This is a genomic window from Streptomyces roseofulvus, assembly GCF_039534915.1.
In the GTDB taxonomy this organism is placed as follows: Bacteria; Actinomycetota; Actinomycetes; order Streptomycetales; family Streptomycetaceae; genus Streptomyces; species Streptomyces roseofulvus.
On the sequence record NZ_BAAAWE010000001.1, the window covers coordinates 2,512,277 to 2,525,081 of the forward strand.

Sequence of the window (12,805 nt, forward strand, 5' to 3'; positions counted from 1 at the left end):
GGGTCCCGGCCGGGCGCCGCCGGCCCTGCCGTCAGTCCTGGCTCTCGTCCGGGCGGGGCGCGTCGTGCCAGCGGGGGTCGGTCTCCCACTCCAGGTTGCGCTCGCGCGCGGTCTCCATGGCGTGGGACGCCTCCTCACGCGTGGCGTAGGGGCCGAATCGGTTCTTCGCGGGGCATTCGGGCCCTTCCTCGACCTTCTTGTGTTCCAGGCAGTAGTACCACTCGCCCGGCTTGGCGGTCGGGCGCTTCTTGAACAGGGCCATGGTCGTCGGCTCCTTCCTTCGGGACCATGCTGCCCCAGACGCGGTCGTTAGACTCGCTGGCATGTCTGGCCAGTCGCTTCTCGTTCCGGGGGAGCTCTCCCCCACCCGCTCCGTCCCGGGCTCGATCCGCCGCCCCGAGTACGTCGGGAAGCCCGCACCCACCCCGTACACGGGGCCCGAGGTGCAGGATTCCGACACGATCGAACGGATGCGGATCGCCGGCCGCATCGCCGCTCAGGCGATGGAGGAGGCCGCCAAGCACATCGCCCCGGGCGTCACCACCGACGAGCTCGACCGGGTCGCGCACGAGTTCATGTGCGACCACGGCGCCTACCCGTCCACGCTGGGCTACCGCGGCTTCCCCAAGTCGCTGTGCGCCTCGGTCAACGAGGTCATCTGCCACGGCATCCCGGACTCCACCGTCCTGCGGGACGGCGACATCGTGAACCTGGACGTCACCGCGTACATCGGCGGCGTGCACGGCGACAACAACGCCACCTACCTCTGCGGCGACGTCGACGAGGAGTCGCGGCTGCTCGTGGAGCGCACCCGGGAGTCGCTGAACCGCGCCATCAAGGCGGTGAAGCCGGGCCGGCAGATCAACATCATCGGCCGGGTCATCGAGTCGTACGCCAAGCGCTTCGGCTACGGCGTCGTCCGCGACTTCACCGGGCACGGCATCAACTCGTCCTTCCACTCCGGCCTGATCGTCCCGCACTACGACTCGCCCCACCACACCACCGTCATCCAGCCCGGCATGACCTTCACGATCGAGCCGATGCTGACCCTCGGCACCCACGAGTACGACATGTGGGACGACGGCTGGACCGTGGTGACGAAGGACCGCAAGCGGACGGCGCAGTTCGAGCACACCCTGGTGGTGACCGAGACGGGAGCGGACATCCTGACGCTTCCCTGACCTTACGTTCCCCCGACCGTCCACGGGGTACATCTTTACCGACAGGTCGTCGGGAACCAGTTGACTTAGGTAAGCCTAAGTCGGCACCATCGTCACTGGTTCCCGCCCCATCGGTCCCGGAGGCACGCCTTGGACACGCCCTTCTCCACCGTCATCCGCACGGCCTCGCACGAGCAGCACACGGAGGCGGAGACGTCGTCCTTCATGGGCGACCTCCTCGGCGGGCGGCTCGGGGTGGACGCCTACGCCCGCTACACCGAACAGCTGTGGTTCGTGTACCGGGCGCTGGAGGAGGGTGCGGAGGCGCTGCGCGAGGACCCGGTCGCCGGCCCGTTCATACAGCCCGAGCTGTTCCGCACGGCCGCCCTGGAGGCGGACCTCGCCCATCTGCGCGGTCCCGGGTGGCGCGCCGGCGCCACGGCGCTGCCGGCCACCGAGGCGTACGCGGCGCGGGTCGCCGAGTGCGCCCGCGAGTGGCCCGCCGGCTACGTCGCCCACCACTACACGCGCTACCTGGGCGATCTGTCGGGCGGTCAGATCATCCGCGACAAGGCCGAGCGGACCTGGGGCTTCGACCGCAAGGGCGACGGGGTGCGGTTCTACGTCTTCGACGCGATCGGCAATCCGGCGGCGTTCAAGCGGGCCTACCGCGAACTCCTCGACGGGGTGAACGCGGACGACCTGGAGAAGCAGCGGATCGTCGACGAGTGCAAGCGGGCCTTCGCCTTCAACACGGCCGTCTTCCGCGAGCTGGGCGGCGAGTTCCCGCTCAGCGCGTGAGCGTTCCCTCCAGGCGGACCCGTCCGCCCAGCTCCACGATGCCGTCGGGTCCGGGCGCGGTCAGCAGCTGCGAACCCCGGCCCTGCGTGATGTTCAGGGCCCGGCCGAGTTCGGCGGTGAGCAGCAGGGCGGCCGCGCCGGTGGCCTCGTCCTCGTCGATGCCGTCGCCCCGGCCGGGGAAGGCGCGCGCCCGGATCCGTCCGGCGGCCTCCTCCTCCCACGCCCAGGCGTAGATCCACTCCCCCGGCGGCGGCACCTCCAGGGCCTCCACCTCGGCGGCGGTGCCGTACTGGCGCAGGGTGCGCGGCGGCGCCCATTCGGCGCGGGCCTCGATCCAGGTGAACTCGCCGTCGCCGCGCACCCACACCTCGCCGGCGGGCGGGCAGATCACCTCCAGGTCGAGCAGCCAGGCGGTGCCGACGAGCGGGTGCCCGGCGAAGGGGAGCCGGAGTCCGGGGGTGTAGATGTCGACGACGCCGCGCTCGGGGTCGTCGACGAACACGGTCTCGCTGAAGCCGAGTTCCTTCGCGAGCGCCTGCCGGGAGGACTCGTCGGGGTGGGTGCGCCCGTCCCGTACGACTCCGAGGGCGTTGCCGTGGCGGCCGTCGCCCGCGCAGAAGACCCGCAGGACGTCGATCTCGGTGCCGGTCTCGCCAGTCGTGTTCATGGCGGAATTGAACCATCCAGAGACGGACGGCAGGGCCGCACCGCCGTTTCCGGGGCGCGGCCCGTCCGGTGTCCCGCGGGTCGTCCCCCAGGTCGCCCCCCAGGTCGTCCGCGACGGGATGCCCATGGGTGAAATCCGCACAAACCGTCCCGCTTGACCGGGCCTTGACCGGGTGATGGGGCGGTCATGGCGGGCCCGTGACCACCCCGTGTCCGATCCTCCGGACGTGAGAGTCACATCACTGGACGTGTGGGTTTGACTGAGGTAAGCCTCGGTTAAGTTAGGTCCGCCTCAGCGGCAATCCCCGTCCCGTCGCCCCGTCCTGGAGCCCCCATGCGAGCCGTCCGCACCACCGCCGTCACCGCCCTGGCGGGCGCCGCCGTCCTCGCCGCCGTCACCGGCTGCACGGCGAAGAGCGACGCCAAGGGCGACGCCGACGGCATCACCGTCACCGCCAAGGACGACTCGTGCGAGGTGTCGAAGAAGGAGTTCCCGGCCGGCCACGTCACCCTGAACGTGGAGAACCGCGGCTCCAAGGTCACCGAGGTCTACGTCCTCTACCCGGACGACCGGATCGTCACCGAGCGCGAGAACATCGGCCCCGGCACGAAGGCCGCGCTCACCGCCGAGATCAAGGCCGGCTCGTACGCGATCGTCTGCAAGCCCGGCATGACCGGCGCCGGCATCCGCCAGACCGTCACCCTCACCGGCGGCGCCTCCGCCCCGAAGCGCTCCGCCGAGATGGACGCCGCCGTCGCCGCGTACCGTCAGTACGTCCAGGCCCAGGCCGACGAGACGCTGCCCAAGGTGAAGGTCTTCACCGACGCCGTCCGCGCCGGTGACCTGGAGGCCGCGAAGAAGGCGTACGCCGCCTCCCGCATCGGCTGGGAGCGCACCGAGCCCGTGGCCGAGTCCTTCGGCGACATCGACCCGAAGGTCGACGTCCGCGAGGACGGCCTGGAGGAGGGCCAGGACCCGGCGAAGGACTGGACCGGCTGGCACCGCCTGGAGAAGGCGCTCTGGCAGGACAAGAAGATCACCACCCGCGAGAAGCAGCTCGCCGACCTGCTCGACAAGGACCTCGCGGACTGGGTGAAGCGGGTCGGCAAGGCCGAGATCACCCCCACCTCCATGGCCAACGGCGCCAAGGAGCTCCTCGACGAGGTCGCCACCGGCAAGGTCACCGGCGAGGAGGAGCGCTACTCCCACACCGACCTGGTCGACTTCAAGGCCAACGTCGAGGGTGCCCAGAAGTCCTTCGAACTGCTCAAGCCCGTCGCCGCCAAGAACGACGCGGCGCTCGTCGCCGAACTGGACAAGCAGTTCGCCGCGCTGAACACGCTGCTCGACAGGTACCGCGCCGACAAGACCGGTTACGACTTCACCTCCTACGACAAGGTCGGCAAGGCCCAGCGCAAGGAGCTGTCGGACGGCGTCAACGCGCTGGCCGAGCCGCTCTCCAAGCTCGCCGCGGCGGTCGTGAAGTGACCCCCGCGCCCGCCCGCCGCACCGTCCTCGCCGCCGGCGGGGGCCTCGCCCTCGGTGCCGCCGTCGCCGGCGGCACCGTGGCGCTGACCCGTGACGGGGACGCCACGGCGCCCGTCGCCGACAGCGGCGCCGCCGTCCCCTTCCACGGCGCCCACCAGGCCGGCATCGCCACCCCCGTCCAGGACCGGCTGCACTTCGCCGCCTTCGACGTCACCACCGACGACCGCGAGAAGCTGGTGAGGCTCCTCAAGGAGTGGACACGGGCCGCCGAGCGGATGACCGCCGGGCGCGAGGTCGGCGAGGGCGCCTACGGCGGGCTGCCGGAGGCGCCGCCGGACGACACCGGCGAGGCGCTCGGCCTCAAGCCGTCCCGGCTCACCCTCACCCTCGGCTTCGGCCCCTCCCTCTTCGACGGGCGCTTCGGCCTGAAGGACAGGCGGCCCGGCGACCTGGTGGAGCTGCCCAGGTTCCCGGGCGACAACCTCGATCCGGCGCGCAGCGGCGGCGACCTGTGCGTGCAGGCGTGCGCCGACGACCCGCAGGTCGCCGTGCACGCCATCCGCAACCTCGCCCGGATCGGCTTCGGCACGGTCGCGGTCCGCTGGTCCCAGCTGGGCTTCGGCAAGACGTCCTCGACGACCCCGGACGCGCAGACCCCGCGCAACCTCTTCGGCTTCAAGGACGGCACCCGGAACATCGCCGGCACCGACGCCGCCGCCCTCGACCGGCACGTCTGGGTCGGCCCGAAGGACGCCACCGGCGGCGGCGCCTGGATGGCCGGCGGCTCGTACCTGGTCGCCCGCCGGATCCGGATGAACGTCGAGACCTGGGACCGCACCCCGCTCGCCGAGCAGGAGGACATCTTCGGCCGGGACAAGAAGGAGGGCGCGCCGGTCGGCAAGGCCGGCGAGCACGACGAGCCGTTCCTGAAGGCGATGAAGCCGGACGCGCACGTCCGGCTCGCCCACCCGGACGCCAACGGCGGGGCGACCCTGCTGCGCCGCGGCTACTCCTTCACCGACGGCACGGACGGCCTGGGCCGGCTGGACGCGGGCCTGTTCTTCCTCGCGTACCAGAAGGACGTGCGGGCCGGCTTCGTCCGCGTGCAGACCGCGCTCGCGAAGTCGGACGCCCTCAACGAGTACATCCAGCACGTCGGTTCGGCGGTCTTCGCCGTCCCGCCGGGCGTCCGCGACGCGGACGACTGGTGGGGCCGCGGCCTTTTCTCGTAAACCCTGGGAGGTACCCGCCGTGTTCGGCAACTATCTGATCGGCCTCCGCGAGGGCCTGGAGGCCAGCCTCGTCGTCTGCATCCTCATCGCCTATCTGGTGAAGACCGGCCGCCGGGACGCGCTGAAGCCGATCTGGACCGGCATCGGCGTGGCGGTCGGCATCGCGCTCGCCTTCGGCGCCGGCCTGGAGTTCGGCTCACAGGAGCTGACCTTCGAGGCGCAGGAGCTGCTCGGCGGCTCGCTGTCCGTCCTCGCCGTGGTCCTGGTGACCTGGATGGTCTTCTGGATGAAGAAGACCGCCCGGCACCTGCGGGCGGAGCTGCACGGCAAGCTGGACGCGGCCCTCGCGATGGGCACCGGCGCGCTGGTCGCCACCGCCTTCCTGGCCGTCGGCCGGGAGGGCCTGGAGACCGCGCTCTTCGTGTGGGCGTCGGTGCGGGCCTCCTCCGACGGCAGCCACGCGCCGCTGATCGGCGTGGTGCTCGGCCTGCTGACGGCGGTGCTCCTCGGCTGGCTGTTCTACCGGGGCGCGCTGAGGATCAACCTGGCGAAGTTCTTCACCTGGACCGGCGGGCTGCTGGTCGTGGTGGCGGCGGGCGTCCTCGCGTACGGCGTGCACGACCTCCAGGAGGCGCGCTTCCTCGGCGGCCTCGCGGACAAGGCGTTCGACGTCTCGGCGACGGTCCCGCCGGACAGCTGGTACGGCACCCTCCTCAAGGGCGTGTTCAACTTCCAGCCCGACCCGACGGTCCTTCAGGTCACGGTGTGGGCGCTGTATCTGATCCCGACGCTCGCGTTCTTCCTCGCCCCGATAGGGTCGGGTCCGTCCGTGCGCGTGGAGAAGCAGAAGGCGACCGATGAGAAGGCTGAGGCTGGAGCGGCAGACCCGGCGGTCTGAGGGACGGCGGGGACGGCGTCCCGCGAGGGCCCTGGCGTACGTGGCCGCGGCGACCGTCGTGGCGCTGACGGCGAGCGGCTGTGTGACCGTCCACGGCGAGACCGCGGTCGTGCCGGGCGCGACGGCGGAGGAGGCGACGGCGGCGCTGACCGGCTTCGTCACCGCGTTCAACCGGGCCGACAAGGCCAACGACCCGAAGCTCGACGCCCAGCAGGTCACCGGCCCGCTGGGGGCGATCAACCAGGCCGGACTGAAGTCGAAGTCGGTGACCCAGCCGGAGGGCAATCCGGAGCACAAGCCGCTGGAGCTGCGCGACGCCCGCTTCCTGGTCCCCAGGAAGGCGGGCTGGCCGCGCTGGTTCGTCGCGGACACCGACGCCAACCGGGACGACGGCACGCCCGGGGCGGACAACCGCTGGCTGGTCGCGTTCGTCCGCAACGGCCCCGACCAGGACTGGAAGGCCGCGCACCTGGTGATCCTCGGCCGGGACGAGGTGCCCGAGTTCGCCGAGGCGGACGGGGGCCTGGTGCCGGTCGCGGCCGGCTCGGACGCGCTCGCGGTCGCCCCCGGCGAGCTGAGCGAGCGGTACGCCGCGTACCTGAAGGACGGCGGGACGAGTCCGTTCGCCGCCGGCGCGCACACCACCGAGTGGCGCGAGAAGCGGGCCCGTGTCGCCCAGCGGCCCGGCCTGGCCACCCAGTTCCTCGACCGGGCCGCCGACACGGGCGACTTCGCGCCGCTGGCCCTCGGGACGGCGGACGGCGGGGCGCTGGTCTTCTTCGCCAGCCGCCACTTCGAGCGGCAGACCACCTCGCCGGGCTACCGGCCGAAGCTGGGCCCGGAGCTGCGGGCCCTGATGAAGGGCGAGATCAAGAACACGGTGACCAAGGAGTGGGTGTCCAGCCAGGCCGTCCTGGTGAAGCCGGCGGGCACCGAGCGGGACGCGGTCACCTTCGCGGGCCGGCTCCAGGGCGTGGTGGCCGTCGAGGGCTCGTAGCGGCGTGCCGGAGGCCCGGGGGCAGCGGGCCCAGCGGGCTCCGGTGGCCAGGAGGCTCACGGGGCTCGACAGGCTCAGCGGGTGAGGGGCCAGGCGATCTCGTGGGCCCCGTGCCCGTCCCCGGTCTCCTGCTCGGCGGCGTGCCGGGCGCAGGCGTCGGTGAGGGTCTCCAGCAGGTTCAGCGGGTCGGGCAGGGCGTGCTCGGGGCCGCGGACCCAGCCGACGACCGGGTGGTCGTCCTCGTCGCCGGGCAGCCGGGCGGGCGGGACCAGGACGTAGCTGCCGCGGCAGTGCCAGCGCAGGCCGGGATGCTCGTCCATGGTCTCGGGATGGCAGTCCAGCTCGCAGGGCCACCACTCGTCCTCGTCCTCGGGGGTGCCGCGGGTGGCGGTGAAGAAGAGCATCCGGCCGCCGTCGCCGGTGCTGTCCGGGGACTCGGCGACCGGTCCGACCTCGACGCCGTCGGCGAGCAGCCGCTCCAGGGCGGCCCGGCCGGCCGGCAGCGGCACGTCGAGGACGTCGTGGACCATGCCGGTGGCGGTGACGAAGTTCGCGCGGGGCTCGTTCCGCGCCCAGCGCTCGATCTGCGCGCGGTCGGTGGTCGACTGGGTCTGCCAGGCGAAGGAGACCGGGTGCCGGGCCGGGGTGGGACAGCCGATCCGCTCACAGGAACAGCTGTAGCCGACGGGGTAGGCGGCGGGGGCCAGGGGCAGGCCGGCGGCGGCGATGGCCAGGAGCAGCGTCTCGCGGGTGTTCCCGTCGTCGGCCGCGGCCCGTTTCGGGCGCCTGCGCAGCCACTGTGCGAGTTTGCTCTCCGTGCCGCGGTAGCGGCCGATGCCGTCGCCCATCTATCCCCTCACAGCTCATGCTCGCCCGGTCGGCTCTGCCCATGGTCCCACCATCCTGCTCCCCGGGTGACCGGAGTGGGGAACCCGGGCCGGTGACGACGCTCACGCTCGTCACGGCCGGGGCGTGAGGCCGCGCAGGGCGAGGTCGACGAGGGCGTCGGCGTAGGCGTGGGTCAGCGGTCCGGTGCGGTGCATCCACCGGTGGTGCAGCGGTCCGACCAGGAGTTCGGTGGCGAGCCGGGCGTCGGCGTCCGGGTCCGCCTGCCCGGCGGCCTGGGCGGCCTCGATGCGCCGGGCGAACAGCTCCAGTTGCGGCGTGAGGAGGGCGGCGGTGAAGCGGGCCCCGAGCTCGGGATCGGTGCAGCCCTCGGCGGCGAGCGCCCGGGTGGGGGCGTCGTAGCGGGGGTCGTTCAGCTCGTCCACGGTGGCCCGCAGCACGACCCGCAGGTCGGCGGCGAGGTCCCCGCTGTCGGGCAGCCCGGCCTGCCCGGGCGCGGCCCCGGCCTCCTCGGCGGCGCGGGCGGCGAGGTCGAGGTAGGCGTCGAGCAGCACGGCCGCCTTGGAAGGCCACCACCGGTAGATGGTCTGCTTGCCGACACCCGCGCGCGAGGCGATCCCCTCGACGGTGGTCTTCGCGTACCCCACCTCGGAGACGAGACCGAGCGCGGCGTCGAAGATGGCACGACGAGACCGCTCACTGCGCCGCGAGGCATCGGGAATTCTGGGCTCGGACATGATCCCCACGCTACCACCTGACGAGACGCACCGTCTCGCCCGGTGGGGGGTGGGGCGGACGCCGTGCCGGCGACGGCGGGCGCCGTGTCCCGACCTCGGACCGGGGCGGGCGCCGGTGTCCCGACCTCGGCCCGGGCGGGCGCCGGTGCCGACCTCGACCCGGGCGGGCGCCGGTGCCGACCTCGGCCATGCGCCCGTAGCCGGCGACGGCCTGGGCGGGGGTCCGGCTGGACCAGGCGCCGGAGGTCCGGCCTCGGCCAGGCGCCGGAGGTCCGGCCTCGGCCAGGCGCCGGAGGTCCGGCCTCGGCCAGGCGCCGGAGGTCCGGCCTCGGCCAGGCGCCGGAGGTCCGGCCTCGGCCAGGCGCCGGAGGTCCGGCCTCGGCCAGGCGCCGGAGGTCCGGCCTCGGCCAGGGGCCGGTGTCCGGCCTTGGCCGCTCGGCCATGTCTCTGGCCTCGGCCGGGGGCTGGTGCCCGGCAGCGGTTACGCGGCCTGAGCCGGCGGCGGGTGGGCGCCGGTGTCCCGGCCTCGGCCGGGGGCGGGTGCGTCGGCCTCGGCCCGAGGCGGGTCCCGGGTCGGCTCGGGTCGGGTGGGGGGCGGGCCGGTGGCGCGGTGGGGTCGAGTGTGTGTACGGGGGGCGAACCACCCGAACGGTCCACTGCGCGCGGGCCGCTGAGAGCGGACCATGGCTCCACCGATCCACGGCCCGCGTCGCGGGCCGCCCGTCCGTGAGGAGGCCCGATTGCGCTCCACTCCGCGCGAGTCCTCGCCCCGCCGCTACCTGATGTGCCCACCCGCGCACTTCACGGTGACGTACTCCATCAACCCGTGGATGGACCCGACCAAGCCCGTCGACCTGCCGCTCGCCGTCGCCCAGTGGGAGGACCTGCGCGACCGCTACCGGTCCCTCGGGCACACCGTCGAACTCCTCACCCCCGACCCGGCCCTGCCCGACATGGTGTTCGCCGCGAACGGCGCGACCGTCGTCGGCGGACGGGTCCTCGGCGCACGCTTCGCCTACCCCGAGCGGACCGCGGAGGCCGACGCGCACCTCGACTGGTTCCGCCGCAACGGCTGGGCCGAGGAGGACCTGCGGGTGCCGCAGCACGTCAACGAGGGCGAGGGCGACTTCGCCGTCACCGACTCCTGGATCCTGGCCGGCACCGGCTTCCGCTCCAGCCCGCTCTCGCACGGCGAGGCGCAGGAGTTCTTCGGCCGGCCGGTGATCGGCCTGGAGCTGGTGGACCCGCGCTACTACCACCTGGACACGGCCCTCTGCGTCCTCGACGAGGCCGCCGACGAGGTCATGTACTTCCCCGACGCCTTCTCCCCCGGCAGCCGGGCCGTCCTCGACCGGCTCTTCCCCGACGCCCTGAAGGCCACCGCCGAGGACGCCGCGGCCCTCGGGCTCAACGCGGTCAGCGACGGCCGGCACGTGCTGCTCCCCCAGACGGCCACCGGCCTGTTCGGCCCGCTCCGGGCCCGCGGCTTCGAGCCGATCGGCATGGACCTCGGCGAACTCCTCAAGGGCGGCGGCAGCGTGAAGTGCTGCACCCAGGAGCTGCGGCCCTAGACGTCCTCGGCGGGCGGCCAGGCGTCGCCCCACTCGGCGTCACGGGCCTGCTTGTACAGGGGCCCGTGGCGCTTGGTGACGGTCTCGCGGCCGAGCCCTTCCGGGGCGCAGAGGTCGAGGAGGACGAGGCCCTTGCGGATCTGCGGCCTGCGGATGACGCGGGCGGGCGCCGGCGTCACGGGGAACCTGGTGGCGGCCACGTACGCGAACTTCTCGTCCTCGTACGGCAGCGAGCCGCCCTTCACCTGGCGGTGCAGCGAGGAACGGCTGACCCGGGCCGAGAAGTGGCACCAGTCGGTGCCCGGCTCGATCGGGCAGGCGCCGCTGTGCGGGCACGGCGCGGCGACGGTGAAGCCGGCGTCGACGAGGACGGACCGGGCGGCGATGATCCGCTCGTAGCCGTCCGGGGTGCCGGGCTCGACGATCACGACGGCGCCGCGGGCGGCCCGGGCCGCCTCGGTCACCAGCGCGGTCCGGTCGGCCTCGGTGAGCTCCTTGAGCACGTACGAGACGGTGACCAGGTCGGTGTCGGCGAGCCGCAGCGCGGTGCCGATCCGCTCGCGCCGCCACTCGGCGTCCAGGGCCCCGGCGGCCAGTTCGCGGCCGAGGGCGAGCGCGGGCTCGGCCCAGTCGAGGACGGTGGTACGCGGCGGGGCCCCGTCCCACGCCTCGGCGACGGCCCAGCTCGCGGCACCGGTCCCGCCGCCGACGTCCGTGTGGCTGCCCGGCACCCACTCCGGCGCGGCGGCCCGCAGCGCGTCCAGGGCGCCGCGGGCGGCCTCGAAGGTGGCGGGCATCCGGTAGGCGGCGTAAGCGACGACGTCGGACCGGTCGCGGAGCACGGGGGCGTCGGTCGGGGTCGCGCCTCGGTAGTGCGTGATCAGGCGGTCCACGGCCTTCGCGGCCTGCGAGGCGGGGAGGCCGTCGAGGACGCGGGCGAGGGCGGTGCGCAGCGCATCGGCAGAGGCGACGATTCCATTCACCGTCCCCAGTCTAGGTGCCCCCGCCTCCGGCCCCGTCGCGGACGATACCGGCCCCCGCCCCGGCGCCGCCGTCTCGCGGCGGGGCCGGGTCAGGGGGTGCGGTGCCAGGGGCGGCAGAGGAGGAGGTAGCTGGTCAGGGCGGCGGTCGCGCAGGTGAGCTGGACGACCGCCATCGGGACCGCCGTCCGCTCGCCCGCGATGCCGACCAGCGGCGACGCGACCGCGCCGATCAGGAAGGAGGACGTGCCGAGGAGGGCCGACGCCGACCCCGCCGCGTGCGGCGTCCGCATCAGCGCCTGCGCGTTCGTGTTCGGCATCGCCAGACCCATCGCCGACATCAGGACGAACAGCCCCGCCGCGATCGGGACCAGCCCGACGTCGCCGAAGACGCCGGCGGTCATCAGGAGCAGCGCCGCCGAGGCGAGCAGGATGACGGAGAGGCCCCAGCCGAGCGCCTTGTCGAGGCTGACCCGGCCGACGAGCAGCTTGCCGTTGATCTGGCCGACGGCCACGAGGCCGATCGAGTTGAGCCCGAAGAGGAGGCTGAAGGTCTGCGGCGAGGCGCCGTAGATCTCCTGGACGACGAACGGCGACGCCGAGATGTAGGCGAAGAGGGCCGCGAAGGCGAGGCCGCCGGCCAGCATGTAGCCGGTGAAGACGCGGTCGGCGAGCAGCCCGCGCATGGTGCGCAGGGCCTGGCCGACGCCGCCCTCCTGGCGCCGCTCGGGAGGCAGCGTCTCGTGCAGGAAGCGCCAGACGACCAGGGTGAGCAGGACGCCGATGACGGCGAGGACGTGGAAGACGCCCCGCCAGTCGGTGATCCGCAGGATCTGCCCGCCGATGAGCGGCGCGACGATCGGCGCGACGCCGGAGATCAGCATCAGGGTGGAGAAGAAGCGGGCCATCTCGACGCCGTCGTAGAGGTCGCGGACGACGGCCCGGGCGATCACGATGCCGGCGGCTCCGGCGAGGCCCTGGAGGAGCCGGAAGGCGATGAGGAGTTCGGCGCTGGGCGCGAAGGCGCAGACGGCGGTGGCGAGGACGTAGACGACCATGCCGGCGAGCAGCGGCCGGCGGCGGCCCCACTTGTCGCTCATGGGCCCGACGACGAGCTGGCCGAGCGCCATGCCGGCGAGGCAGGCGGTGAGGGTGAGCTGGACGGTGGCGGCGGGGGCGGTCAACGAGCGGGTGACCTCCGGCAGGGCCGGCAGGTACATGTCCATGGACAGCGGCGGAAGGGCGGTGAGCCCGCCGAGCACGAGGGTGACGAGCAGTCCGGCCCGCCGGGCGGCGGGAACGGCCGCCTGAGTTCCGGTTATGTGTCCTTGTGTTGTTTTCTGGCCGCTCTCCGGCATCGACCGCTCCATTTCGTTGAATCCTTGCCTATGCTCTCAGCTCGGCGGGGCGGATCGAGACCCTTGGGGT

General features: G+C 73.4%; 13 protein-coding genes. 7 read left to right on the plus strand and 6 right to left on the minus strand.

The window, feature by feature from the left end:
- Positions 1-31 precede the first annotated feature (31 nt).
- Complete coding sequence (locus ABFY03_RS11555) at positions 32-262, minus strand: hypothetical protein (protein ID WP_319007359.1); 231 nt, start codon at positions 260-262, stop codon at positions 32-34.
- A 61-nt stretch (positions 263-323) separates the two neighbouring features.
- Between ABFY03_RS11555 and map the strand changes: the two genes are divergently transcribed.
- Complete coding sequence (gene map, locus ABFY03_RS11560; RefSeq protein WP_319007360.1) at positions 324-1,181, plus strand: type I methionyl aminopeptidase; 858 nt, start codon at positions 324-326, stop codon at positions 1,179-1,181.
- Positions 1,182-1,310: 129 nt separating this feature from the next.
- The gene (locus ABFY03_RS11565) at positions 1,311-1,961 is read left to right on the plus strand and encodes a biliverdin-producing heme oxygenase (protein ID WP_346169845.1); all 651 of its coding nucleotides are present in this window, start codon (positions 1,311-1,313) and stop codon (positions 1,959-1,961) included.
- Here the strand turns inward: ABFY03_RS11565 and ABFY03_RS11570 are convergent.
- Positions 1,951-2,628 carry a PhzF family phenazine biosynthesis protein gene (locus tag ABFY03_RS11570; protein ID WP_319007362.1) on the minus strand — a complete coding sequence of 226 codons (678 nt, stop codon included), beginning with the start codon at positions 2,626-2,628 and terminating at the stop codon, positions 1,951-1,953. The genes ABFY03_RS11565 and ABFY03_RS11570 overlap by 11 nt on opposite strands.
- Before the next feature lie 333 nt (positions 2,629-2,961).
- On the opposite strand from ABFY03_RS11570, the gene efeO reads away from it, so the two are divergent.
- Genes efeO through ABFY03_RS11590 form a run of 4 tightly spaced genes read left to right on the plus strand, consistent with a single transcriptional unit; the run spans position 2,962 to position 7,243 of the window.
- Entirely contained in the window at positions 2,962-4,116 is a 1,155-nt protein-coding gene (efeO, locus tag ABFY03_RS11575; RefSeq protein WP_319007363.1) for an iron uptake system protein EfeO, read from the plus strand.
- Positions 4,113-5,348, plus strand: a complete 1,236-nt coding sequence (gene efeB / locus ABFY03_RS11580) for an iron uptake transporter deferrochelatase/peroxidase subunit (protein WP_346169846.1) — start codon at positions 4,113-4,115, stop codon at positions 5,346-5,348. The genes efeO and efeB overlap by 4 nt, the downstream gene beginning before the upstream one ends.
- A 19-nt stretch (positions 5,349-5,367) precedes the next feature.
- Positions 5,368-6,246 carry an iron uptake transporter permease EfeU gene (efeU, locus tag ABFY03_RS11585; RefSeq protein ID WP_319007365.1) on the plus strand — a complete coding sequence of 293 codons (879 nt, stop codon included), beginning with the start codon at positions 5,368-5,370 and terminating at the stop codon, positions 6,244-6,246.
- Complete coding sequence (locus tag ABFY03_RS11590; RefSeq protein WP_487222184.1) at positions 6,206-7,243, plus strand: SCO2278 family lipoprotein; 1,038 nt, start codon at positions 6,206-6,208, stop codon at positions 7,241-7,243. The genes efeU and ABFY03_RS11590 overlap by 41 nt, the downstream gene beginning before the upstream one ends.
- A 74-nt stretch (positions 7,244-7,317) precedes the next feature.
- On the opposite strand, the gene ABFY03_RS11595 is transcribed toward ABFY03_RS11590, so the two are convergent.
- Both ABFY03_RS11595 and ABFY03_RS11600 read right to left on the minus strand, forming a co-directional pair.
- Positions 7,318-8,091 carry a bifunctional DNA primase/polymerase gene (locus tag ABFY03_RS11595; protein ID WP_319007367.1) on the minus strand — a complete coding sequence of 258 codons (774 nt, stop codon included), beginning with the start codon at positions 8,089-8,091 and terminating at the stop codon, positions 7,318-7,320.
- A 111-nt stretch (positions 8,092-8,202) separates the two neighbouring features.
- Positions 8,203-8,826, minus strand: a complete 624-nt coding sequence (locus ABFY03_RS11600; RefSeq protein WP_319007368.1) for a TetR/AcrR family transcriptional regulator — start codon at positions 8,824-8,826, stop codon at positions 8,203-8,205.
- A gap of 740 nt (positions 8,827-9,566) precedes the next feature.
- Here ABFY03_RS11600 and ddaH point away from each other — a divergent pair.
- On the plus strand, positions 9,567-10,397 hold the full coding sequence (gene ddaH / locus ABFY03_RS11605; RefSeq protein ID WP_336624877.1) for a dimethylargininase: 831 nt from the start codon (positions 9,567-9,569) through the stop codon (positions 10,395-10,397).
- On the opposite strand, the gene ABFY03_RS11610 is transcribed toward ddaH, so the two are convergent.
- Positions 10,394-11,380: a small ribosomal subunit Rsm22 family protein gene (locus ABFY03_RS11610; protein ID WP_319007369.1), complete on the minus strand. Its 987-nt coding sequence runs from the start codon at positions 11,378-11,380 to the stop codon at positions 10,394-10,396. The genes ddaH and ABFY03_RS11610 overlap by 4 nt on opposite strands.
- 89 nt (positions 11,381-11,469) lie before the next feature.
- A complete protein-coding gene (locus ABFY03_RS11615) occupies positions 11,470-12,735 on the minus strand; it encodes a Bcr/CflA family multidrug efflux MFS transporter (RefSeq protein WP_319007386.1) in 1,266 nt (421 codons plus the stop codon).
- Positions 12,736-12,805 lie beyond the last annotated feature (70 nt).